This window comes from Peribacillus muralis, assembly GCF_001439925.1.
GTDB lineage: Bacteria > Bacillota > Bacilli > Bacillales > DSM-1321 > Peribacillus > Peribacillus muralis.
The window spans coordinates 31,681-56,241 of the sequence record NZ_LMBV01000019.1 but is presented as its reverse complement, the minus strand read 5'-3'; the positions used below and the strand labels follow the sequence as shown (position 1 = coordinate 56,241).

General features: G+C 39.1%; 24 protein-coding genes and 1 pseudogene. 12 read left to right on the top strand and 13 right to left on the bottom strand.

The features are described from left to right. Positions 1–66: 66 nt before the first annotated feature. The 6 genes from ASU00_RS18560 (at position 67) to ASU00_RS18535 (ending at position 5,578) form a co-directional block, all read left to right on the top strand. Positions 67–375 (top strand): UxaA family hydrolase, encoded by a 309-nt coding sequence (locus ASU00_RS18560; RefSeq protein WP_236712776.1) that lies wholly within the window; start codon positions 67–69, stop codon positions 373–375. Continuing rightward, the gene (locus ASU00_RS18555; RefSeq protein ID WP_057914962.1) at positions 365–1,537 is read left to right on the top strand and encodes a UxaA family hydrolase; all 1,173 of its coding nucleotides are present in this window, start codon (positions 365–367) and stop codon (positions 1,535–1,537) included. Before ASU00_RS18560 ends, ASU00_RS18555 begins: the two co-directional genes overlap by 11 nt. A 40-nt stretch (positions 1,538–1,577) precedes the next feature. Continuing rightward, positions 1,578–2,639: a C4-dicarboxylate TRAP transporter substrate-binding protein gene (locus ASU00_RS18550; RefSeq protein ID WP_082630453.1), complete on the top strand. Its 1,062-nt coding sequence runs from the start codon at positions 1,578–1,580 to the stop codon at positions 2,637–2,639. A gap of 18 nt (positions 2,640–2,657) precedes the next feature. Next, entirely contained in the window at positions 2,658–3,740 is a 1,083-nt protein-coding gene (locus tag ASU00_RS18545; protein ID WP_330219552.1) for a TRAP transporter large permease, read from the top strand. Between the two features lie 69 nt (positions 3,741–3,809). Then, entirely contained in the window at positions 3,810–4,580 is a 771-nt protein-coding gene (locus ASU00_RS18540) for an SDR family NAD(P)-dependent oxidoreductase (protein WP_057914961.1), read from the top strand. A gap of 59 nt (positions 4,581–4,639) precedes the next feature. Next, complete coding sequence (locus tag ASU00_RS18535; protein WP_057914960.1) at positions 4,640–5,578, top strand: fumarylacetoacetate hydrolase family protein; 939 nt, start codon at positions 4,640–4,642, stop codon at positions 5,576–5,578. A 1,614-nt stretch (positions 5,579–7,192) separates the two neighbouring features. On the opposite strand, the gene ASU00_RS18530 is transcribed toward ASU00_RS18535, so the two are convergent. Continuing rightward, the gene (locus tag ASU00_RS18530) at positions 7,193–7,474 is read right to left on the bottom strand and encodes a hypothetical protein (protein WP_057914959.1); all 282 of its coding nucleotides are present in this window, start codon (positions 7,472–7,474) and stop codon (positions 7,193–7,195) included. 252 nt (positions 7,475–7,726) lie between these two features. Here ASU00_RS18530 and ASU00_RS26385 point away from each other — a divergent pair. Next, positions 7,727–8,018: pseudogene (locus ASU00_RS26385) on the top strand (helix-turn-helix domain-containing protein); the annotation flags it as partial. 202 nt (positions 8,019–8,220) lie between these two features. Here the strand turns inward: ASU00_RS26385 and ASU00_RS18525 are convergent. From ASU00_RS18525 to cdaS, 10 genes are all read right to left on the bottom strand, one after another. Continuing rightward, a complete protein-coding gene (locus ASU00_RS18525; RefSeq protein ID WP_057914958.1) occupies positions 8,221–8,928 on the bottom strand; it encodes an SDR family oxidoreductase in 708 nt (235 codons plus the stop codon). 626 nt (positions 8,929–9,554) lie between these two features. Next, entirely contained in the window at positions 9,555–9,929 is a 375-nt protein-coding gene (locus ASU00_RS18520) for a hypothetical protein (protein WP_057914957.1), read from the bottom strand. A gap of 224 nt (positions 9,930–10,153) precedes the next feature. Beyond that, positions 10,154–11,131 (bottom strand): NAD(P)H-dependent flavin oxidoreductase, encoded by a 978-nt coding sequence (locus ASU00_RS18515; protein ID WP_082630449.1) that lies wholly within the window; start codon positions 11,129–11,131, stop codon positions 10,154–10,156. An 18-nt stretch (positions 11,132–11,149) separates the two neighbouring features. Continuing rightward, positions 11,150–13,138 carry an acetoacetate--CoA ligase gene (locus tag ASU00_RS18510; protein ID WP_057914956.1) on the bottom strand — a complete coding sequence of 663 codons (1,989 nt, stop codon included), beginning with the start codon at positions 13,136–13,138 and terminating at the stop codon, positions 11,150–11,152. A gap of 97 nt (positions 13,139–13,235) precedes the next feature. After that, entirely contained in the window at positions 13,236–14,507 is a 1,272-nt protein-coding gene (locus tag ASU00_RS18505) for a sensor histidine kinase (RefSeq protein ID WP_057914955.1), read from the bottom strand. 219 nt (positions 14,508–14,726) lie between these two features. Next, entirely contained in the window at positions 14,727–15,869 is a 1,143-nt protein-coding gene (locus tag ASU00_RS18500) for an acyl-CoA dehydrogenase family protein (protein ID WP_057914954.1), read from the bottom strand. A gap of 119 nt (positions 15,870–15,988) precedes the next feature. Next, the gene (locus tag ASU00_RS18495; protein WP_057914953.1) at positions 15,989–17,236 is read right to left on the bottom strand and encodes a GTPase; all 1,248 of its coding nucleotides are present in this window, start codon (positions 17,234–17,236) and stop codon (positions 15,989–15,991) included. Between the two features lie 114 nt (positions 17,237–17,350). Further along, positions 17,351–18,103 carry a helix-turn-helix transcriptional regulator gene (locus ASU00_RS18490; RefSeq protein ID WP_057914952.1) on the bottom strand — a complete coding sequence of 251 codons (753 nt, stop codon included), beginning with the start codon at positions 18,101–18,103 and terminating at the stop codon, positions 17,351–17,353. Positions 18,104–18,660: 557 nt separating this feature from the next. After that, entirely contained in the window at positions 18,661–19,407 is a 747-nt protein-coding gene (map, locus tag ASU00_RS18485) for a type I methionyl aminopeptidase (protein WP_057914951.1), read from the bottom strand. A gap of 195 nt (positions 19,408–19,602) precedes the next feature. After that, positions 19,603–20,223 carry a sporulation-specific diadenylate cyclase CdaS gene (cdaS, locus tag ASU00_RS18480; RefSeq protein ID WP_152983793.1) on the bottom strand — a complete coding sequence of 207 codons (621 nt, stop codon included), beginning with the start codon at positions 20,221–20,223 and terminating at the stop codon, positions 19,603–19,605. A 265-nt stretch (positions 20,224–20,488) separates the two neighbouring features. Here cdaS and ASU00_RS18475 point away from each other — a divergent pair, with 265 nt between their 5' ends. Then, complete coding sequence (locus tag ASU00_RS18475; protein ID WP_057914950.1) at positions 20,489–20,809, top strand: 2Fe-2S iron-sulfur cluster-binding protein; 321 nt, start codon at positions 20,489–20,491, stop codon at positions 20,807–20,809. A 70-nt stretch (positions 20,810–20,879) separates the two neighbouring features. On the opposite strand, the gene ASU00_RS18470 is transcribed toward ASU00_RS18475, so the two are convergent. Continuing rightward, positions 20,880–21,257: a VOC family protein gene (locus ASU00_RS18470; RefSeq protein ID WP_057914949.1), complete on the bottom strand. Its 378-nt coding sequence runs from the start codon at positions 21,255–21,257 to the stop codon at positions 20,880–20,882. Between the two features lie 196 nt (positions 21,258–21,453). Here ASU00_RS18470 and ASU00_RS18465 point away from each other — a divergent pair, with 196 nt between their 5' ends. The 4 genes from ASU00_RS18465 to ASU00_RS18450 all read left to right on the top strand — a co-directional run bounded on the left by ASU00_RS18465 (position 21,454) and on the right by ASU00_RS18450 (position 23,726). Next, entirely contained in the window at positions 21,454–21,921 is a 468-nt protein-coding gene (locus ASU00_RS18465; RefSeq protein WP_057914948.1) for a DinB family protein, read from the top strand. Between the two features lie 64 nt (positions 21,922–21,985). Then, on the top strand, positions 21,986–22,399 hold the full coding sequence (locus tag ASU00_RS18460) for a VOC family protein (protein ID WP_057914947.1): 414 nt from the start codon (positions 21,986–21,988) through the stop codon (positions 22,397–22,399). A 154-nt stretch (positions 22,400–22,553) separates the two neighbouring features. Further along, positions 22,554–23,054 carry a VOC family protein gene (locus tag ASU00_RS18455; RefSeq protein ID WP_057914946.1) on the top strand — a complete coding sequence of 167 codons (501 nt, stop codon included), beginning with the start codon at positions 22,554–22,556 and terminating at the stop codon, positions 23,052–23,054. Between the two features lie 129 nt (positions 23,055–23,183). After that, a complete protein-coding gene (locus tag ASU00_RS18450) occupies positions 23,184–23,726 on the top strand; it encodes a ribonuclease FAU-1 family protein (RefSeq protein ID WP_057914945.1) in 543 nt (180 codons plus the stop codon). Between the two features lie 72 nt (positions 23,727–23,798). Here ASU00_RS18450 and ASU00_RS18445 read toward each other — a convergent pair whose 3' ends face one another. Next, positions 23,799–24,449, bottom strand: coding sequence for a lysozyme family protein (locus tag ASU00_RS18445; protein WP_057914944.1), 651 nt, complete (start codon positions 24,447–24,449; stop codon positions 23,799–23,801). Positions 24,450–24,561: the final 112 nt, after the last annotated feature.

The following is a 24,561-nucleotide window of genomic DNA, read 5'->3' as shown; positions in this document are numbered from 1 at the left end:
ATGATTCAATAAATTAATGAGTCTATATGGATTTATAAAATATGAAATAAGAAAGGAAATATCATTTTGAGTGAACAAACGTTTCGAACTATAATGATGAAATCTATTGATAACGTTGCGGTTACTCTGCAGGATGTTCCTCCTAAAACGGTGGTGATCGTGAATTTTCCCAAAGATATTCCATTAAGAATTACAATAAAAGAGCAAATATCATTTGGGCATAAATTTGCGGTACGTCCCATTAAAAAAGGCGATGAGATACTAAAGTACGGAGAAATAATCGGTAAGGCAACGAGGGATATCGAAGAAGGAGAGCATGTTCATGTTCACAATCTTGAAGGAATAAGAGGAAGAGGTGACAAAGTTGAAAAATAATGAAGGTGAATTTTTAGGTTATCGTCGTCCTGATGGTAAAGTAGGTGTCCGTAATCATGTATTAATCTTGCCAACGATTACTTGTGCAACCCAAACAGCCCAGCGTATAACAGAACTTGTCCAGGGAACGGTTACTTTCATTCATCAGCATGGCTGTGCACAGGTTGGTGTGGATTATGAGCAAACCTTTCGAACTTATGTAGGATTAGGAAAAAATCCGAATGTCTTTGGTGTAATAGTTTTAGGGCTAGGATGTGAAGCTCACCAAGCTAGAAGCGTAGCTGCGGAGATTGCTAAGTGTGGGAAACCTGTACAGAGTATTTCGATCCAGGATCATGGAGGAACATTGTCAACCATTGCTGAAGGTGCTAAAGCTGCAGCAAAATTGGTTCAAGAAGCATCTACCCAAATGAAAGAGTGGTGCAATTTTAGTGAGTTAATAATTGGTACAGAATGCGGTGGTTCTGATGCTTGCTCGGGCTTATCAGCTAATCCTGCTGTTGGCTCAGTTAGCGATATGATCGTGGAATTAGGTGGAACTTCGATTTTAGCTGAAACAACAGAATTGATTGGAGCGGAACATTTACTTGCAAAAAGAGCGGCAAATGATCAAGTTGCCAAACGTGTATATGAAGTCATTCATGCTATGGAAAATCGTTCGATTCAAATGGGGGTCGACATTAGAACAGGTAACCCGAGTCCCGGCAATATTGCCGGTGGATTAAGTTCATTAGAAGAAAAGTCCTTGGGAGCAGCAAATAAATCGGGGAAGAGCATTTTAAATGAATTGATAAATTACGCAGAAGAACCGAAAGAGAAAGGCTTGGTGTGGATGGATACGCCAGGTCATGATATAGAGCAGCTAACGGGAATGGTTGCAGGAGGCGCCCAAGTCGTATTGTTTACGACGGGGAGGGGCACCCCAACAGGGTCGCCGATAGCCCCAGTTATAAAGATCTCTACAAATACCTCTATGTTCGAGAAGATGGGCGATAATATGGACTTGAATGCGGGGACGATAATAGAAGGAAAAGAGACGGTTGAAGAGGTCGGGAAAAGAATTTTACGTGAGATTGGTTTAGTAAGCTCAGGCAAGTTGACGAAGGCTGAAATACTAAAGCAACATGACTTTGGGATATGGAGGATAGGTCCCACTTTTTAATTCCACTGGTGTAATAAATTTGAAGGAAGTGGGGGCTTGAATGAAGCTAATGACAAAGTTGATGTTAGCTACTGTTTCAATATTCTTAGTTGCTGCTATGGCTGCATGTTCATCAACTACATCAGTTGAATCTGAAGAGAAGATGGTGATCAATGTTGCACATGGAAATCAACCTGGTGAACCTATCGATAAACTCGCGGAAAAATGGAAGGAGTTAGTAGAGGAACGAAGCGATGGGACAATTGAAATTAGACTTTTCCCGAGTTCGCAATTGGGCTCTGAAAAGGATGTGCTGGAACAGGCAACAATGGGGAGCAATGTAATTACAATGGTTGGTTATGACTTTTTGATGGACTATGTTCCGGATGCGGGGATTTTGAATGCGCCATATTTAGTTGAGAGTTTTGATGAATTATTATACTTAACTACTACAGACTGGTTTGATGAAATAAAAAGTGATTTAAATGAGAAAGAAATTAGTATCGTATCAACAAACACAGTATATGGTGAAAGGCATCTTATGAGTAATGAAAAGGTATCCTTACCAGAAGATTTAAAAGGCAGGAAGATTAGAGTACCTAATAACCCAATGTCCATTACGACATTTAAGGCATTAGGTGCTGCAGCAACTCCTACCCCATTAGGCGATTTATATACCTCATTGCAACAAGGATTAATTGATGGTGCAGAAAACCCGCTTCCTGTACTAGAAGGTGTAAAGGCGCATGAAGTATCAAAGCATCTTTCTTTAACAGGGCATCAAAAATTTATTTCTGCTTGGATAACCGGGACAAACTTCATTGACTCACTTCCAGACGAAGTTGTTCAAATGCTGAAGGAAACAGGTGATGAGGCAGGGGAATACGCATGGGGCGTTTTGGAGGAAGAGGATAAAAGAGTGTTGGCGGAATTTGAAAAACAGGGTGTAGAAGTACATGAAGTTGACCTTGCTCCTTTTAAAGAGAAAGTACAGGTTGTGTATGATAAGTTTCCTTCTTCTTTGCTCCTTTATCAAAAAATGAATACTTTCAGCTTAAAGAACATAGTAAGTTTTTATTTTCATGATGGCCGATTTGCCAGCAGCTCTTGTATTCTTTCATAGAGGCCCGGGGTCCAAGTATTGATGAACTACACAGGTATAACTTCAAGGATGCTTAAATTTGCAGAAGTCATTACTCGACCTTTGCCCGGTTCTTTGGCGCAAGTGAATGTAGTGCTCAGTACATTGATGGGCGGGCTTTCGGGATCAAATATTGCTGATGCTGCGATGCAATCTAAAATATTGGTTCCTGAGATGGTTAAAAAAGGATACGACAAATCTTATGCAACCGTTTTAACAGCTGCAACTTCTTTAATAACACCTATTATTCCTCCAGGAATAGCGTTAATTATGTATGGATATGTTGGAAATGTTTCTATCGGGAAACTTTTTCTGGCAGGGGTTTTGCCCGGGTTTGTTCTATGTTTAATATTTATGATATACGTACATTTTCATGCAAAAAAGTACAATCTTGAAACGGAAAACAAGAAGAAATTTTCGGCAAAAGAATTTTTCTTCTCTTTTAAGGATGCGTTACTTGCATTGCTCTTACCAATTATTATTATTGGAGGCATTCGTTTCGGTGCTTTCAGTGCAACGGAAGCGGGAGCTATTGCAGTCTTTTATGCATTATTTCTTGGTTTAGTTGTTTATCGTGAGATGAAATTGAAACAACTTATAAGTGCACTGGTGGAGACAGTACATACGGCTGCGTCTATATTAATTATCATTGCAGCCGGTTCAGCATTTGCCTGGGTTCTTACTTTAGAGCAAGTACCTCAGCAAATGACAGTATTTATGGCTGATTATATTTCTTCGCCAATGATGTTCTTCATTATCGTTCTTATTTTCCTATTAATAGTAGGAATGTTTGTTGAAGGAAATGTCTCTATCATTATCTTAACCCCGCTATTTATGCCAATGCTCCAGCAATATGGTATAGACCCCGTTCATTTTGGGATATTCTTTATTGTGTGTATAAGCATAGGGACTCTCACACCGCCGTTAGGGACAATCATGTTTGCTACTTGTTCCATAACTGGTACAAAAGTAGAAGACTTTATTAAACACAGCATCCCTTTCTTAATGATATTAATTATTGCTGCCATGCTAATTGCCTTTGTTCCTGGAATTTCATTATGGATCCCTACAATTTTTTCATAGATAAATAGACTAAACTCTTTTTATGAGGATCATTTAATTTTTTCTATTAATAAGATAGGAGGGGAATCAATGCGATTGAAAGATAAAATCGCCCTTATTACCGGGGCAGGATCAGGTATTGGAAAAGAAACTGCTTTATTATTTGCGAAAGAAGGCGCAAAGGTTATTGTTGCAGATATCAATGAATCTTGGGGTGAGCAAACGGTTAAAGAAATAGAACAAATTCATGGGGATTCCATTTTTATTAAAGTTGATGTAACGGATGAAAACAGTGTAAATCAAATGGTGAAAGAGATAAAAAATAAATATCAGACACTCGATATTCTTTTTAATAATGCAGGGATAAGCGGTGTAGGGAAATTGCATGAAATAGATTTAAAGTTATGGAAGCGAGTGTTCGAGGTTAATGTTACAGGCGTCTTCTTGGTTTCTCGGGCTGTCCTTCCTTTTATGATGGAAAATAAAGGAGGGTCTATCATCAATATGTCTTCCTGCATAGCAGAAATAGGTTTATCAAACAGAGCTTCCTATGCTGCAAGTAAAGGAGCCATACTATCATTAACCAAATCAATACAAGTAGATTATGCGCCATATAACATAAGAGTAAATGCTTTAATGCCTGGAACGATTTATACGCCATTTGTTGAAGATTATTTGTCAAAGGAATCCGATCCTGAAGCGGCAATAGCTAAAATTAAGGAAAGACAACTAAGCCGTGATTTAGGTAAACCTATTGATGTTGCTTATGGTGCCTTGTATTTGGCAAGTGATGAATCAAAATTTATGATGGGGACGCCATTTATGATTGATGGCGGAGTAGTGAATGGGAAAAATAATTAGCTGGTTTTTCAATCAGTTATTTTCATGGTTTACAAAATCTTATAAAGTGGGGGAACGTAATGAAATTATTAACATTTAAAGAAAATGGTCAATTAAAGGTAGGGATAAAAATAAATTATGGTGTGTTACATATTGAAAAAACAGCTGTTTTATTCAATGTAGAAATTCCAAATACAATAGAAGATATTATAATTGATAATGTAAGATTGATACCACTATTAGAATCTCTAATTAAACAAGCAATTGAAAATAATAAAGAGGGTTTATTTTTGGAAGAAAATGATTTAATTTACGGACCGGCTGTTCCAAGACCAGGGAAAATTATTTGTGTAGGGCTAAACTATAAAAAGCATGCAGAGGAATCCAATATGCCTTTGCCTGATTACCCTATCCTATTTAATAAGTATAATAATACGATTGCAGCTGATAATGAAGTTATTAACCTGCCATTGAACTCAAAAGAAAATGATTATGAAGCTGAACTTGCTATAGTAATCGGAAAGCAAGCAAAGAACGTTGGGCAAGACAAAGCATTAGACCATGTATTTGGATACTGTAATTGTAACGATTTATCCTCTCGAGATTTGCAATTTCGTACACACCAATGGCTGTTAGGGAAAAACTGTGATGGCTTTTGCCCTGTCGGCCCATATTTAGTAACGAGTACTGAAGTTGGAAATCCAAATCAGCTAAATATCAAGGCAACAGTAAATGGAGAAGTTCGCCAAAATTCAAATACATCAGATATGATATTTAAATGTGATGAAATTGTAAGTTATATATCAGAACATATGACACTAAATCCAGGGGATATTATTTTAACAGGAACACCTGAAGGAGTAATATTTGGTTATCTTGAAGATCAAAGAATTTATTTAAAAGATGGAGATCAAGTAACAATTGAAATTGAAAAGCTTGGTGCATTAACAAATAAATTCAAAAAAGAAGCACCCACAAAAAATGAGCGTGCACTAGACGGAAACGTTATAAACAACTAAAGTTATTATAATTCGAATTCTCCTAATTATAGAGCTGTTAAATAAAGTTTGCTACGTAGGGGTTTTAATATTATTCCTTTTGACTTATACAAAGGGTATTATCAAAGGTATGTATACTCTATAGAAAAACACACAAGTGTTTGAGGGAAAATGATAATGCTGAATAATTATTATAAATTTAACGGCCAAATATGTTAAGCCAATCTAATGTACAAGAAGTGTTAGCTGCCGTTTTATCTTTTGGTTGTGATTTTGCAGAAATATTTGTAGAGGATCGTTTTGTTATTAATAAGGTGCTGCAAAGCGGGCAATTTTTGTCATCTTAGAAACTTGAAATAACATTAAGATCATTAGTCGAAGGGGGGGTGCCTTTTTTTCTCCCTTTTCCTTAATGAAATTTTTCTATGTTAAATCCACCAATCTTGGCGATTTATTCCTAACTCTCGCAATTGAGCCTCATAAACAGGTGAATTTTTAGAGTTTGGTACTTGAATACTAGCTGTAAAGCTAATATATCATGTATTTACTTTAGAAGTGTTTTAAAGCACGTAAAGCGGTGTCTTAGCGGATTTGGCATAATGCATGGTCTATAAGACTTGAATTAACCGGAATAGCGGAAACTGGACTATGTGAGTTCGTCTAAGTATCATGATAGGCTTGTGATAAAAAAATTCAGAAAAAAAATAATCATTTATCTTATTAAACCCGTATGAACCATTCATTAAGAGAACTTGAAATCGGAAGAACCTAAAGATTCATCGGATTCAGCATTGAATAGTGATGCTGGCAATACAAGTCAAATTAGGCGCCAATTATATAAATCGAAGGGAAGTAGGAAGTTGTTAATTAGCTGATGTATATTTTTCTATTCTAGTTTACATAATATATATTATAGGAAGTTATAATAAATTCATTAAATTTGTCTCATATCATAAGTATACTTAAGTTATTGAGATGGAATTTGAATTTTTGATACTTCGGACAAGTATTTAATTCAATCTTCAAATTACATAAAATTTCATTGGATTTATTCATGTTCGTTCCAACTGAGCATTATACAAATTATTTTTTTTAATACATCTTTTATTGGTTAATTACCTTAACTGCCGTTAGCGCATAATTTTGAATTACAAAATCAATAAAATAAGTTCAAAAATGCTGATTCAATGTTTTCTTAAGTTCACTTTAAATTATCAGTTAATTCCACATATAAATTTCTTTTATGTTCAGATTTTCATTACACTACCTGGATTTTCAAATTCTTGGTTGTAGAAATTACATCGATCTTATGTATTCCCTTAGTATAAAAAAGGATACCCCCTTCTCTTCTTATCCCACTCTTTCTCGATAACGGTTCAATCATAGCCATTTGTATGACGTTGTCTTCGGAGGCTCTTAAACAATCAAATTTTCCCTTGGATCAGTTTCCTTTGCGAGCTCCGAATTGATTTATATAGTGATAAAGGATTCGCTTGCTACCTTTCAATCTATATTAAATTAGCACTATAAAGATCCCTTTTGCTGCAGAATTCATCACCCAAGGAATTATTGTTATATTAGAATATAATAATAATGCTGAAATGAGAAAAATCACGGGTTAACACTTCGATAAAATTATATAAATATAATAAAAATACCGTATGAATCATTTTTACCGATTAAAATTTCCGCTTTCCTGTTGAAAACATATACGATTATAAAAGGTGTTCCCAACAGTTTTTTGCCTACCTTTTCTGAAATTCCCTCTAACTGTTCGTGTATAATGCAATGTAAATGTAGCTTATCTTCTGTAGCATTGGGAGTTCTAAAAACTTGTCCATCAGAATTAGTAACGTATATTTGGGTATGATGATAAGATTCACCCTCGATTAGATTGGCGATTTTTCTTATTATCATTCATATATTCCTTAATCCGCTTTACGATTCAATTTTATGACGTACCAATGTTAGTATTAAACCTTGATTGAGATTACTTCCACATTCTACATATCGTTTCTTACAACAAAGATCATATTACACTTACTTTTTGCTATCGATTTCTTACATTTTTCTTAAAAAACATTATTAAAAATATTAGACACCAATTATTAGATTTAATTATCTCCACGCTGATAGAAAAGTAAATCTGAAGTGTTAAAAGATACATAGCTAAATCTATCTAAAAACAATCCATATAGTCAGTTTTTAACTACAGTCATGGCTGGTGGGAATCAATTAGAGCGAGATTTCATTTGAATGCGGCAGCGTCAAGGTATTGATTGGCGAAAAAAGAAGGTATATTCAAAGGGAGATTAAAGAAATATCTTAATAATCATGCAAGAATGAACTACGCAGTGAAGTTATTATAAAAAAGGGACTATGACTGTAAATCAGAATTGTGCAATCACCAACGTATCCAAGCTTCTTAATATATAGAAAGCTGTCTGAAGACAATGTTTAACTCTTCAAAATACAAACAGCCTAAATTCTTAGTATCAAACACTTAGAATTTAGGCTGTTTTATATAAATAATTGCTTAACGTTGTAATTCCACTTAAATATGACGCTACCCCTAAAAGAAATTCAATGGTTGCAGTAACTATGCTTTCTGTATTGTCTTTTGCAGAAACGAATATCGTTACCCATATACTTCCTTACCGGCTTTACCAATTGGTTGATTTTCCATTTCTGAAGAACCCTCCATTAGGTCCTTCAGGTCCAATGGTAGCTAACCATAGAATAGATTCAGCTGCTTGTTTTGGTGAAACTGAAGCGTACGGACCTCCCATATCTGAACTTACCCATCCAGGATCGACCGAATTAATTTTAATATCTCCTTTAATTTCTGTAGCCATCAATTGCGTCATTCCATTCAAGGCTAGCTTGGATAATTTATAGGCACCTGTTCCTTGAACGGACATATCACTCATTGCCCCAAGTTCCGAAGATATATTGATGATTCTCCCATAGCCGCGCTTTTCCATGAGTGGAATAAAGGAATGGATGACAAAGTAAGGACCGAAGAAATTAGTTCTCATCGTTTTCTCTAGAATGGAAGGGTCCATAGTTATTAACTTTTCATCCCCATCTACATAAATGCCGGCATTATTGATCAATACATCTAATCTTCCATATTTCTCATTAACTGTATGCGCAGATTGTCGGATACTGTCTTGTTCGTCTACATCCATCATCATATATGATATATCCAGATTTGGATCCTTCAGTTTTTCCAGAGCTTCGTATCCCTTTTTGGGATCGCGACTAGACAGTATGACCTTAAAACCCTTCACAGCCAATTGTTTAACCAGCTCAAATCCAATTCCACGATTCCCACCTGTGACGAAAGCAATTGGTTTATCCATTGACATCCCACATCTCCTTTCATTTCTCGCCCTCATAATTATCATACTCCATATCAGGTACCCGTACGATATGACTTGTAAATTTACAATGTGTTAATCAAATGCCACATTATACAACCTTTATGAAATTGTGGGGGTTCTACAAACAAAAAGCGTCCAAAAAAATTGTTGAAGTTCTTATTGATCAGCCTCGGTTAGTACAAATAAGTTTTTAAGAAATCAATTTTTTTTAAATCTTTATTATTATTTTTATCTGCTCTATAGCTATCTCTAGATGAAGACTCGTAAACACATAAATATTGTTCGGGATTAAGTAGATAAAACGTTTGTAACATAAGAGCTGCTGATTTGTCGTAAGTTAATAGTTCAATTAGCAATTCGGTTTTGTATCGCCTACAATGACTTATCTATTACTCTTGAGTCATTGATTCTCTGTAATGTACGGCGGAAAGCAAATTCAACCCTCTTAAGTGTTTTATCTGTTCATCCAACATCTCTATCGCCACATTTTTGTTTCCTTCAAGAACTAATTCCTCTGCCTTAAGCCAGGAGACGTATACGGGATCCTTAATCTGTTCTTTATAAAACTTATATGAGTCTTGGTTACCCTCGAGAAGGGAAATAACAGCACCTTAATAACATTTGAATTTGTTATCCTTCATTTCGGATAAGAGTACCTTTGCCTCTTTGTACCTTTTTTGCTTAGTAAAAAGCATGACGCTTGCTTGATTTTTAGCTGTTTTCTGTTTGATGCGCTTTAGTGTTTTTTCCGCCTCTGCTTCATTACTGTATAGTAGCTGGTAGGTGAATCGATAAAACGGTATTTTTGATTTTCTTAAGTAATTCTTAATTTTATCTACATTTTTTCCATAAAGAACTTGATAGTAATAAAACATAAAAAGGTAAACTAAAAAAAGGAAAATTAAGATAGAAAGCCCCCATGGTGGCGCACCAATGGCTCCGATTGCAACTGCCGCTAAAAATAATATGATAAAAGCCCAAATCATATGATCCCCCCCTAAAGGTATTCCATTAATGAACGCCTAGTTGTTAGATTCTAACCAATACGCTTAAAATCTCAAATTGATCATTTCATAACGAAACCCGATTTTAAAACTGATCGCAGGCATTGGAAAATAATCAGGTGTATGGTGTTTATAAGAATTATACATCAAAAAAAGGAACATGAAATCGTTTCTGATCTCATGTTCCATACCAATAGCACTATTTTTCAGGCACGGATCGATTCAAGCCTGATTTGAATGAATTCGAGCGAGTTTTTTGCTTCATGGGCGATTTGCTTTATCAGTTGATCGACCGTGCATACTTCCTTGATCAGACCTACTGATTGGCCACACGACCAGATACCTCCGTCCAAATCTCCCTCAACGTATACTTTTTTGCTTCTTTGCCCCGTAATGAGCGGAAGTAAGTCTTCTATCGTGGCTCCTTCATTTTCAAGCTTGTCCACTTCCTTACTGACAGCGTTCAAAGCTACGCGCGACGGACTTCCTATATTTCTTTGGATGACAACGGTATCCATTTCATCTGCTGCTACCATCCAGTCCTTTACGTTATTATGAATGGGCGCCTCTTTAGTGGCCATAAAGCGAGTTCCCATGACGATACCCTCAGCTCCCATGGACAATGCGCTAACGAGGCCTCTGCCATCTGAGAATCCTCCGCCAGCGATAACGGGTATCGAAACGGAGTCAACGACCCTAGGAAGCATGACAAGCGTTCCTACATCTCCCATGCCAGGATGGCCGCCTGTTTCATTTCCAACGATAATGACGGCATCGACTCCTACTTTTTCTGCCGATATTGCGTTTTTGACACTTGCTGCCTTATGTATCACGGTAAACCCATGCTCTTTAAGCTTTGACATTAACCCTTCTGGACTTCTGCCACTCGTTTCGACGATTTTTACATCTTCGTCCACTAAAATATCAATGAAATCAGCATTTGGTGTGGCCGTCTGACTGGGGAATAAATTTAGGTTCACGGCGAAGGGCTTCTTCGTCAAAGCTTTCACTTTACGTATTTCATCACGAAGCCGTTCAGGAGTCCCCTGTGTTTTCGAAGTAATGATGCCAAGCCCACCTGCTTCAGATACGGCAGCAGCAAGCGGGGCTCGGCCAACTTGAAACATACCTCCGCAGATAATCGGATATTGGATTCCTAACATTTCTGTCATTCGCGTTTTCAATTGACATTCCCCTCTCAATCAGAAAATTTTCTTCTCATTTAACTCACGAGCTAAATTCTTGAAAAATTGGAGCGATTCAGGGTTGCCCATGGAGTCTGCATTCACTACTTTATCAATCTCGAAACCTAACAACACTTTCCGGATCGGGACTTCCATTTTCTTTCCATTCAACGTTTTAGGGATTTGTTCAACAGCATGGATTTGGTCTGGGATGAAGCGCGGTGACAGCTGCCCCCTGATTTGTTGCTTGATTTTGGCTGTCAAGGTTAAATCAAGCTCGCTGCCAGGCTTAAGGACGACGAACAGCAGCAAAGAAGAATCACGGCCAAGCACCTCCCGATCGATAACGAGGCTTTCCATGACCTCGTCTATCGCTTCCACAACACGGTAAATATCACTGGTGCCCATACGGACTCCGGAGCGGTTAATGGTTGAATCGGATCGACCATATATGATGCAGCTGCCCTTGCCGTCGATTTTTATCCAATCACCATGTTTCCAGATGCCAGGATACGTATCGAAATAACTCTCGTAATATCTTGTGCCCTTATGATCATTCCAGAAATATAACGGCATGGATGGCATCGGCTTCGTAATCACCAATTCACCGACTTCATTCATCAAGGAATGACCTTTTTCATCAAAGGCTTCGACGCGTACACCTAATGCCCTGCCCTGTATCTCCCCGATTCTTACTGGTAATGTCGGAACGCCACCAACAAATCCGGCACAGACATCGGTCCCTCCACTGGATGAACTGAGCCAGATATCCTTTTTGACATGCTCATATACCCATTTGTATCCGTCACCTGACAAAGGTGCTCCAGTGGAAAAAAGAGCCTTCAATTTCGATAAATCATATTTTTCCATCGGCTTGACGCCTAATTTCATGGAATTAGTAAGGAAAGGAGCACTTGTTCCAAAGAAGGTCATGCCGGAATCTTCTGCCAGCTCCCAAAGAACCTCCGAATTCGGAAAGGAAGGACTGCCGTCATAAAGGACGATTGTGGCTTCATTAAGCAAACCACCCATCAGGAGATTCCACATCATCCAGCCTGTCGTCGTAAACCAAAATGCTGTATCCTCTGAATTCATGTTTTGATGCAGCTTTGTTGATTTTACATGCTCCAATACGATTCCGCCATGCCCTTGAACAATTGGCTTGGGCAATCCCGTTGTACCTGAAGAATAGAGAATCCAAAGCGGGTGATCGAATGGAACGCTCTCAAAAGATAATTCAGCATGTTCATTTAGGAGGTCATCCCATGGAATGATATCTGCGGGAATCATATCCACTGTCTTTTTTTCTATGTATGGAATCAACACCGTATGCTTGACTGTGACCAATTCTTTTTGAAGCTGTGACACAACGGATGTTTTATCATGAACCTTACCATTATACCGATACCCATCAACCGCCAGTAATACAACCGGTTCAATTTGCTTGAAGCGATCTATGACACTTCTTGCCCCAAAGTCAGGTGAACAGCTCGACCAAATGGCCCCAATGCTTGCTGTAGCCAGGAATGCGATGACGGCTTCAGGTATATTAGGTATATAGGCTACCACCCGATCACCGGCTTTCACCCCGAGCTTCCTTAATGAATGGGCGACAGAGGCTACTTTTTCTTTAAGTTCTTTCCAGCTAACCTCCTTCTGCTTGATATGCTCGGAGCGGAAAAAAATCGCCGTTTTCTCTTCTTGATCATTCAATAGAGCATTTTTTGCATAATTAAGCCGTGCCCCCTCGAACCACTTCGCACCAGGCATTGATTGCTCTGATAAAATCGCATCATAGTTCCTTTCGGCTTTTACATCGCAATAATCCCAAATTGAAGCCCAAAAATCCTCCAATTCATCAACCGACCATTTCCATAATTCATGATAAGCTTGAAATGATAAACCTTTCTTTTCTTTTAACCATTTCATATAGTGAGTCAATACCGTTTGTTCGATCTGTTCGTTAGTCGGTTCCCAAATGATTTGTCCATCCGTAAGCGATTTCATTCCATCATCTCCCTTAGGTATCTAGTGCTTTTCACAAAAATTGGTAGATTGAGTAAATTGTAATATATCCCCAGTAAACCGTCAATTTACAAGGATATTACATAGATTCATAGGCATGAATCGGAAGGTTAAGCGCGAAGCAGGTTCCTTTCCCCTGTGCACTTGAGACATATATCGTGCCCTCCATGCTTTTGATTACGCTGTATGAGACCATCATCCCCAATCCCGTTCCTGTATTTTTTGTCGTGAAGTATGGCTCACCTAAACGACCTATTTGTTCTTGGGACATTCCAATTCCCTCATCCTGAATCTTAATTTGGATGGTGGAGGCCGCATGATGTACGTGGATCGATAATTCTCCCTCAACTGACATGGATTCAATGCCATTTTTCACGATATTGAACAGGCATTGTTGAAATTTTTTGCTTTCTCCAACTATATAGTAGGACTTGTCGTCAAAAACGGATATCTTTAAATCAACCCTATTCTTGATTGCCAATGGCTTGATGCTGTTCACGACATGCTTGATTTCATCGGATACGCGCAATCGGTCAGTATTTTCCGGACTTATGGCGGCAAACGTCAAATAATCATTGATGACATCCGTTGCTCGATCTAATTCCTGCAGAGCAATACTCGCATACTTCACCTTTGTTTGTGGAGATACGTCTTCACTTAACATTTGGATAAATCCTCTTGTCACCGTAAGGGGGTTACGTACTTCATGGGAAATACTTGCAGCCAGGTGGCTTACGATTTGCAATTTTTCCGCTTTCACTAACTGTTCAAGAACCTGGAAATTCGCCATGATAACCTCCCATAGTATGATGACTATGATGATTCCTATCACTTGGATCGTAAAATATTGCTTCCAAAGACTTATACCGATAGTAAGATCAAATAGTTGAGTTGAAATAAATTGTGTAAGAATATGAACAAAAAAGATTAATGAGACACCGACGAAGATTTTTTTACTGACAGATATTTTGAGGTAGTATTTAGAGATGAAAAACAGGGAAATGCCTATTAGCGGAAAAGTGATGCAAGAAATATAAAACCCGTTTTCCCCTCCAGTTAAATAACGAATGAATAAAGTGATGATAATTAATATGATTCCTAATCTATAGCCCCCATACAATCCTCCTAAAAGAAAAGGAATCCAGCGAAGATCCCAAACAAAATCCTTCTCAATGACGACTGGAAACAGCATGCATAGGACTAGAGAAAGAATCGGGAAAATGGATAGGAACCATCCTTTTAATGAATCTAAACGATACACGAACTTCACTAGATAGCTCATTTGCAATATAAAGAGCGGAAAAAGGATAATTAAAAAATTAATAAGTAAATCTTTTGTCATAAGATTCATTTTCACACCGAACTCTCAATATTTTTCGAATATTTAGACAGGCGTTTTAATCATAACAAGTTAAAGAATGATAAGCTAGTAAAATATCAGAAAGGGCATTGAATTTGGGGGTATATAGCACCGAGGAATCTTGAGCCCTAATGATACAGGATGGGTAAAAGAACAAGAAAAACACTGAAATGATCAAATCATTCCAGTGCAATCCATCATGCCATTTACTTAATAAAGAGCTGATTTTGCGAGCAAGGTGATTGTCGCATCATCCATCGGGGGATTATGAAGTCCTGCACGTACATCCCTATAGTAGCGTTGCAAGGGATTTTGCCGTTGTAGGCTTTTGGCACCAACGACTCTCATCGCTTTGTCGACAATCGAAATCGCTTTATTGACGACTGATAATTTAACTGCACCCAATTGTTTCGCTAATTCTTCACGATCATCAGGCTGCCGTTCCCATTTTTCTGCGACAGAGTATAGAAAATGGCGGGCTTCACATAGCTCCAGTTCCATTTCCCCGATTGTCCTCTGAACATTCGGAAGATCCCTTATTGGTCCTGGTAAGCTATTGGGGGAATATGTTTTTGCGAATTCCACCGCATAATTTCTCGCAGCTGCTGCAATCCCCAAATAGCAGGCTGGTATATGTAGGAGCCATGCATCAGGTTTCCGTTTTTCCAAAGGGTTGCTTTTTTGCACATAATACTTTTCAGGCAAACTGACGTCCTTTAACACCAGGTCATGACTTCCTGTTCCCTGCATCGAAATCATATCCCACGTTTCTTCAATCTCTACACCAGTTCGATCATGATGAACTAAAAACGTGCCGAGCAGCTCATCATCAGGTACCCATGCAGTCACTAGAAATATATCCAGGACTGGAGAAAGAGTCGTAAACGTCTTTCTGCCATTCAAAATCCATTGTTCCCCTCTTTTGATGGCGATCGTCTCAGGACGGCCTCCGCGCGTCGGGCTTCCAGTTCCAGCCTCTGATGCTGCTGTATTGATGAGAGCGCCTGCTGATATTTCTTTAAGCAATTCTTTCATGATTCCTTTTTCCCATGATTTCTTTTCCATAAGGGATAGGACCGTTCCGACATGCCAGCCTATTCCTAATGCCGTGGGACCGCAATACTCAGCTATTTTTTCCTGACATAGAAGAAAATCATATAGTGTTCCCCCATATCCTCCATCCTCTTTTGCCAGCGTTAGCTTTGGATATCCGAAGTCCTTTAAGTCTTTCATGTTTTCAAAAGGGAACCCATTTGTCGCATCGAGTGCTTCTGCTCGATCGGCAAAGCACTGTATCGCTTTCTCTAATTTTTGAATATATTCTCTTTGCTTCTGTGACTGAAAAAAAAGCATGAAGAACACCCCTTCTATAATAAGCAATGTACTGAACCACCCAGCAGCAATGACCCTTCACCACTAGAACTCCCTTTTATCATATCACTTTAGTGGAGTTTATGATTTCAATCTGCTTATTAAGATTCAATGTCTTCATTTTTATAATTTTTGTTCGCATGCTTATAAGCGTTCTTTGCCTCCGCGATATCTTTGTTTTCAATCAAGTATGCAATTGCAGCTTGACCGATGCCATAGGTGACTCCGCCGGCGACCGCGCCGGATACGGCTAGACCAGCTACTGGAACGAAGCGGACCGCTGCCCTGACTCCTTCCCTGACAAGGAGACCGATGCCTACATTAATTCCTAATGCTGCAATGAACTCACTCGCCGATTTTGTATTGATGTCTTTATCGGCAATGAAACCAATGACCACGATCATCAAGCCTTGAATTCCTGTCAAGATCGGAAAATCGGCAAATGGAATCGGTTCTGCACCGATAATGCCGGCGATGGCCGTGAATGTCCCAACGATCGTCCGTGCAAATTTTTTCTTGACGTATTGGCTCTGCATCGCCTTGGCTGTCTTCAGTTTCGCTTCACTGGGTAAGGCCTCGATTAAATAATCAGAAAGTAAATCGATGTTCCAACGCATATCATATTCGATATTCCCTTTGTCATCAAAATCAATGTAAGAACATATGGGAATGACAGTCAAGAGCGGAATGTCACTTTCATTGAATCGCTTCGACATCAGCGCCATGGCTTCTTCAATATTTTGTTTTTTCTTAGGGTTGGCATCAAAAGGGGCTTGCTTATAATGTGGCGGATCCAATTCATCCACTTGGGTGACCACACAGATGACGGGTACATCATAATGGTGTTTCTCTTTGACGATCATGCGCAGCTTGTTCAGCTCCTGTAAATCCTCTTCAACCCGAGAGTCCGCCTCCTTTGCTTTAATCAAGAAAAGAAACACGTCCGGCTGTTCTTCCGTGACCGCTTTCACCAATTCCTCCATAGGTGTTTCTTCTTCGAAATCCTCTGTCGGTGCTTCACTTTCCCCCAAGCCACGCGAGTCCAAAAGACGAATCTTCGGATTATCATCACTCGGATACCACAGCCATTTTCCTTTACCCGTTCCTGATTTGACAGAACTGACATATTGCCTTTCCTGACCAAACATCGCATTGATCAATGATGATTTTCCCGAACCGCGCCTGCCGACAAGCGCAATTCGCGGTTCCCTGGCATCGACTGTCATCGTTTTAAGCTTCAGGAGCTGGTCAAGCATTTTGTTCTTTTTAGAATTGGAAATGGGCAGTTTATCGACCTGACCTTTTATGAAACTGAATATGCTGCCCATTTCATCGTGTTTTTCTGCCATTATGCATTCCCCCATTGATAAGAAGTGTTTTTAATGACGTTTACCCTTGAATGTTTCAAGCTAATCATGTAATTCGAATCTTTCTTAGATCTTAAGGGGTACGCTGTCCGTTCTTCATGTCTTTTCTTTTAGGAACATAATGACACTTGCCATGTATTTTTGGATTTCCTGCACTTGAAAAGCAGCCGAGTCGGCAATCTGTTTATAATGATGCTGACCCTCATCAGTAATTCGTAAATAACGTTTCGTCCGCTTTTCACTTTCCCACCTGCCGACAAGAAGGCCGTTCTCTTCCATTTCATGAGATAAATCGTATAAATAGCCGTTAGAAGCAATCCAGCCGAACTGATTTTTGAGCAATTCGCCGATTTCCCCCATATAAATGGGCTTCTTTGTGAAAGCCGCTTTTAAGGTGACGTACCGGACAAGGTCCTTCACGGATATTATTTTCGAGAAATACGATCGATAATCTTCAGGAAGTTCGTTAATTACAGGGGGATTTTCACCGGACCTGCGCAAATCGAACATGAACCGGTCAATCACCTTTTTCACCTCGGAAAACCGTTCGAGGAAATTCTCTTGGTACCAGGTATAAAGCTCTTTTCCTTTTTCAGTAATCTGATAATAATTCCTGCCCTTATTCGTGTATAAGGATAAATGATGGGATTCTACAAGCATATTGGAAATTTTACATAAATAGTCATAGCTATGGACTTTTCCGGTAAACGTATTTTTAAGATCCTGATGAATCGCCCGTGGATAATTCGCTTTTTCTTTCAAGGAATGGAGTAAAAAAATCGTTAAAAATTCTCGCTGGCTCAATCCGACCGATTCTACCGTTGTAGACGGCTTTTCCCCTTTTTTCACTGCCAAAACCCCCTTTGTATCGTTTAATGTACATGCTTTAAATATTTCTTCCTTCTCCCTTATTATCCTGTGCTGCCACATAATAGTAAAGTTTTTAATGCCGAACTACTTAGTACTACTTTTCACATATTCCTTCTATTGAGAGATAATAGTGTTTTGAATATTCTGACGAGGTTATTTATGGGATAATGTGTAAATTCCAAGTGCTAGGCTCCTAAAATCGATTCTTTGACTGGGATTTTGTTGCAATTAAATCACAAAAAAGGCATCGAATAATATCAATGTCTGTTTACATGAGGTCTTCCAATGTTTTTTTCGAAAGCTAATTCATTCAATTATCTGCTCTTTGGAAAAACAGCAGCTTCTTTTTTTGGTTTCACCAGTATCTCCAATAGTAGAACCCCATTACTATATCATTTAATAAATCATATCATTTTTCCGAGAAAAATGGTTATATATTCCTAGTCTACGGACGTCATATCCATTCCCCTCCAATTGCTTTTAAACAAAAAAAAGACAGACCCCTTCGTTTCTGTTCGGGTCCGCCTTTTTTGAGCTTATTGTTCTGTTAAGATGATTGGTGCCTCTTTTGTGATGACAAGCGTATGTTCGAATTGGGCCGATAGCTTTCCATCAGCGGTTCTCGCCGTCCAGCCGTCTTGATCCATTTTCATATGCCATGTTCCTGCATTCAACATAGGTTCGATCGTGATGACCATACCTTCTTTTAGTCGGGCACCTTTACCAGGTTTGCCATAGTGTAGGACGGTTGGGTCTTCGTGCATCGTTTTACCGATTCCATGGCCCGTGAAATCTCGGACAACGGAGAACTTTTCTCCTTCGGCATATGATTGGATTGCATGCCCGATGTCTCCGAGACGATTTCCAGCCCGAGCCACTTCGATGCCTCTATATAGAGCATTTTTAGTTACATCCATCAAACGCTGGGTTTCTTCGGAAATCTGACCCACTGCATATGTCCAAGCGGAATCCGCCAGGCCGCCATTAAGATTCACGACCATATCGATCGTTACGATGTCTCCCTCTTTCAACGGTTTCTTTTGCGGGAATCCGTGGCAAATTACGTCATTCACAGATGCGCAAGTGGCGTATTTATAACCGTTATATCCCTTTTGCTCCGGCGTTGCGCCATGTTCTGCCAGGTATTTGTCGACAAACTCCTCGATTTCCCAAGTCGTGATGCCTGGTTTGATCATTTTAGCTATTTCTTTATGCGTTGCAGCAAGAAGTTTGCCCGCTTCATGCATCAAATGTATTTCTCGTTCACTCTTAATCGTTATCATGTAAAAATCCTCTTTCGTTTTATATCTTTTCTGATTGAATCTCCGTATTTATCATATGCCTTTGTTTATATAAAAAGCAACTAAAAAACCGGGTTGATATGACCGAATCAACAATTTCATGGCATTCCTCTCACCTGGAATCGGCCCTTCTTAGAGTTTTACATGACGACTGAATGAAGAACCCATGCGTTTGTTCTAATGTAACCCTTGATTGTTGATCGGGTACAGATTTCCATTTAACGCAAATGATATCCTGCCTGTTTCTTCGGATACAACCAACACAAGGGCATCACTTCGTTCTGTTAAGCCTAAAGCAGCCCTGTGGCGTGTTCCCAGCTTTTTGCCTCCCGTTGATCTTACTGAGAGTGGCAGTACATTTGCTGCGGAAGATATTTGATTTTGACTGACCAGCACTGCACCGTCATGAAGTGGATTTCCAGGATAAAAAATCGACTCCAATAAAGAGTGAGTTAGCTCTGCTCCTATGGAAATACCCGGCTGAATAATCGTTTCCAGAGATTCTTGTCTTTGAATCACAATTAACCCACCATGTTTTCGGTTAGACAAATTTTGGATGCTGATTGTTAATTCAGGATATTTGTCCGTAAAGGGAGATAAATAGCAGTTTAAATAAAAAGTGGCAGCTTTCATGTCTATGGAAACAAATTGTTCTTTAATTTTTTCAAAACTCCCCAGCAGACAATCGTTTTCATTACTCATAGCTTCTAGGTTAAGCTCCAATGCCGCAATTACTTGGCGTATATCCTCTTTTAAAATTTGTTTCATAGGTGAAAAATCACAATTTCCATCCTTCACAACTACCCGCCTCCCTAAATGGTATGTGTCTCTCTTTTCCGTTGGATCAATCCCTGTCCCGTACATGAAACGGTTAAAAAGTATGTAGTTAATGTTTGTCTGCACGCTACCTATTTATACATCAGATGATTCGATGCCAAACACGGGGGTTTACAATCTTCCGTATGCACAATTGCCCACATTTTTTTATGGTAATATGGGAAAGGTATGTAAATGAATATAGCAATGACCTTTTGGTGCAAATCTTTTAATGGGTGGGATGAGAATGCCTTATGTAACGGTTTATGAACGAGGAACTTTTGAAGTTGAACAGGGTAAGAAGTTGGTCTTGGCATTGGAAGATAACGGGGTGAATATTCTCCATCGATGTGGCGGAAAGGCAAAGTGCACGACATGCAGGGTAGAGATATTGGCAGGTGATTTTTCTGAAGTCACGAATGATGAAAAAAAATCCTTTGAGGAAAAGGGCATCGAAGATCAGCTTCGGTTATCTTGTCAAATATACGTGAATGGAGACATAGCCATCCGTCCTATCATGACGGTCGAAAGCTCGGGACTTGCCGCTGGACCAAGGCCTGCTGATTGAAAAACGAACGTCTAAAAATCAAAACGACTAAAAATCGACTTTCTAGTCGTTTTGATCATTCATTTTTTCTTCACTTTTTTTCCATGACAGCAAAGTAATTATCTTCATTATCGGCAAAGTTGAATACTTTTCCGGAAGGCATCGTCACCATTTCCCCGACTTTGATATTCTTATCCGAAAATTCTTTATATAATGAGTCAAGATCTTCCGCGAAAAACATTAGCGAAGGTGTTTTAAGATTCAATTCAGGCTGCATCTTAGCGATCAATTCCTTGTTGTGTAGGATAATGCTCGTTTGCGCTTCTTGTGTCGGTGCCATTTCAATCCATCTTAGATGTCCGTTATCCTCATCGGATACGACGGTAAAACCCACTTTTTCCGTCCAAAACTTCATGCACTCATCCTGGTTATTTACATATAGCATAATTTGACCTACTTTATTGATCATTGCTTCGCCCCATTCCCTTCGGTTTTTGTAAGAATTGATCCTTGAATGTTACTTTGTGATTATACCAAATTTTAGGTTGGAAATATGCTGGTTTTTACTAGTTAGCAAAACTATTTTTTCTAAGGTAGAACTTGCAGGGATTTTTGATTGTACACAGAACATCTATACAGACAGAATAACTAGGGAGTGAGAATCGATGGTTCTTTCGAAAGACGGTTTACTCGAGATATTGGAAGGAAACAGGAGATTGACGATGCGGGTTGTGGAAGCTTTTCCTGAAGATGAACTATTTCACTATACACCGGCCGATAAACTTCGTCCCTTCGCTGAAATGATTAAAGAAATTATGAACATCGAGAGTGCCTATATCCAGGGAATTGCACTTAATGTTTGGAACTTCCAAGATTCATTTGCAACGATTTCTACAAAAGAGGCACTACTATCTACCTGTGATGCCGTTAGGGTAGAAACGCGGAGGCTGTGGCAGGAGGTTACGGAGGAAACACTTGAGGTTATGGAAAAGGATCCCTTTTTTGGACCTTCACAAAGCCACTTTTCGAGGCTTCAATATGGCCTAGAGAATGAGATCCATCATAGAGGACAAGGTTTTATCTATCTTAGGACACTAGGGATTGAACCTCCTGAATTTTTTGTCAGAGACTAAGAAGCTGTAACGCCTCCCTGATTACACCATCCATATGAATGAAAAACCAAAAGGAGTGAAACGGATGTCAGTAGATGCATATCTTAATTTTAATGGAAATTGTCGTGAAGCGGTAAAATATTATGCCCAGGTTTTTGGAACGGAAGCAACGGACTTCATGACCTTTGGTGATACACCGCCGAATCCTGAATTTGAATTTCCGGAAGCAGCGAAAAATCTAGTCATGCATGCACGACTGAATATTGCTGGCAGCAACATCATGTTTTCCGATGTTTTTCCTGGTATGCCCTTTATTGAAGGAAACAATATCAGCTTAGCATTTGTTTCGGATAATTTGGAAGAAATAAAATCAATCTTTCATAACCTAAAAGAAGGCGGCACTGTCCGCATGGAGCTTCAAGAGACCTTTTGGAGTAAATTATACGGTCAAGTGACGGACAAGTTCGGGATCAATTGGCAATTTAACACGGGCAACTAATACCTGCATTTGTGATTTTGTTGGGGCATTCCCCTTTGGATATGAGGCTTTTCCTATCATGGAAAGTACCTTCATATCCTCTTTGTGCGGACTTCTTCTGTCCGGAAGATACCATTTTCGATCAAATTATCCATGAAACCGAAGGGAGAAAATGATGAAAAACAAACTTCAAAAAATCACGACAAATCTATGGTTCGATACCCAGGCTGAGGAGGCGACAAGGTTTTACACGTCCATCTTCGAAAATTCGAAGGTGGGCCGCATCACTTACTATGGAAACGTAGGTAAGGAAATCCACGGAATGTCAGAGGGTAAAGTAATGACGATTGAGTTCGAACTAGAAGGGCAGTCATTCGTCGCATTGAATGGCGGGCCGCAATTCAAATTCACAGAGGCGATATCCTTCATCATCCATTGCGAATCTCAAGATGATGTCGATTATTATTGGGAAAAACTCTCCCAAGGCGGAGATGAAAATGCGCAGGCTTGTGGCTGGCTGAAAGATCAATTTGGCGTATCTTGGCAGATAATTCCTGGTAATATATCCGAAATGATCAACACCTCTGATCCCGAAACTTCGGCCAGAGTAATGAAAGCACTCTACAAAATGAAGAAAATTGATATACAAACATTAAATCAAGCGTATAGCGGGTAAAACCTATTGAAATAAAATGCCTAATTTCTCTCTGGGCGTTGTGAGAAATTAGGTTTCTCATGTTATTAAGCATGTTCAAGAGTATACTGATAAACATAATCAAAATCATGAACAGGAGAAGGTTAAACGATGGTCCATATAAATGCATCTGCACTCCGTGATGAAATAATAGAAAGAAAAATCCGCTATGACTCGTTAGTAGTGGAGCATCGTTGCTTCATGTTAGCCGCGAATGAAGAGGAAGCCGTGCTTTTTCACGAAGTCACCGATTCTTTTACGATAAACACTCCGAAAACCAAACTGACCATCTCTAAAGGGTGTTATACGATTGCCTATTATTGGCGGGACCGCCCGTATAATTTGTACATATGGAGAAACAAACATGGGAAATATGTGGGTGCGTATTTCAATATTGTTAAAAATACGTCCCTCTTTAATAACTTGGTTACTTTTGAAGATCTAATTCTTGATATAGTGGTTTTTCCAGATGGCAACTACTATATCTTGGATGAAGAAGAGCTTCCTGTCCCATTGGATTTGTTCGAAAATGGGTCAGTCCAGCAAGCTTTGAGCACCTTATTGGATTCGCTGGATGATCTGCTGGCTCAAAACGTTTTGCAATCAGAGCAAGACTATAAACATGAGTCCCTTCTTTCATTGTTGGGAGAGTAATAAAAGACTTGCCTGCCATAAATTTGGCAGGCAAGTCTTTTGATAGACAGATGCATTAATTGTGATGTCCACTTACTCACTATCCGCTTGAGCCGATATACTGTCCGCCAGCTCTTCAATGTTTTTGGCCACTTTTTCGCTGTATGTATAATCACCATAGCAATATGGGTAGCGAAAATTGTCCTTATCCCCGCCACAATCATAAAGAGCAGGGTCTTTTTCCACTTGGATCTTCGAAAATTGCTTGGCAAGCTCTTCGGTATGCTTGCCTCCTTTTTTTGCTATGTAATCAATATAACCAATTCCCATGTTATAAGCTTGAATGATCGTCGCGAAATCCACGTTCTTTTCTTTGCCATATTCATGAATCCTTCTGAAATGCTTTACGCCATACTTTATGCTTTCGTTTGGATCTGTAATGGAATTGGGGTCCATTCCCGCCGATTCAGATGCCTGCATGGGGTCACCACCTCGCCCGCGGCTTTCCTGCTGCATCAAGGCAATTAAAGTCGAAGTATGCTCTTCAAGCCCGTATCTCGCCAACTCATCATGAATGGTCGGGCTATACCTTTTCACATTCGCAAAAGAATCCAGGGGATTTATTGATGTGGGTATATTGCCGTTAACTGGGTTTTGGATGATCTGCTTCATGACCAAAAATGCAAAAATCAAGCTTAATATAACAAAAATCTTCTTTGATTTCTTCCGTTTTTTCTTCTTCACATTCTCTCTCCGTCATCTCTAGGTTATATACTTATAGTGTAACAAATAGTTAGAGTAATAACTATTTAGAATAGCAATTAAATTGCTTGAAATGAGATGACAGTCTACCTGA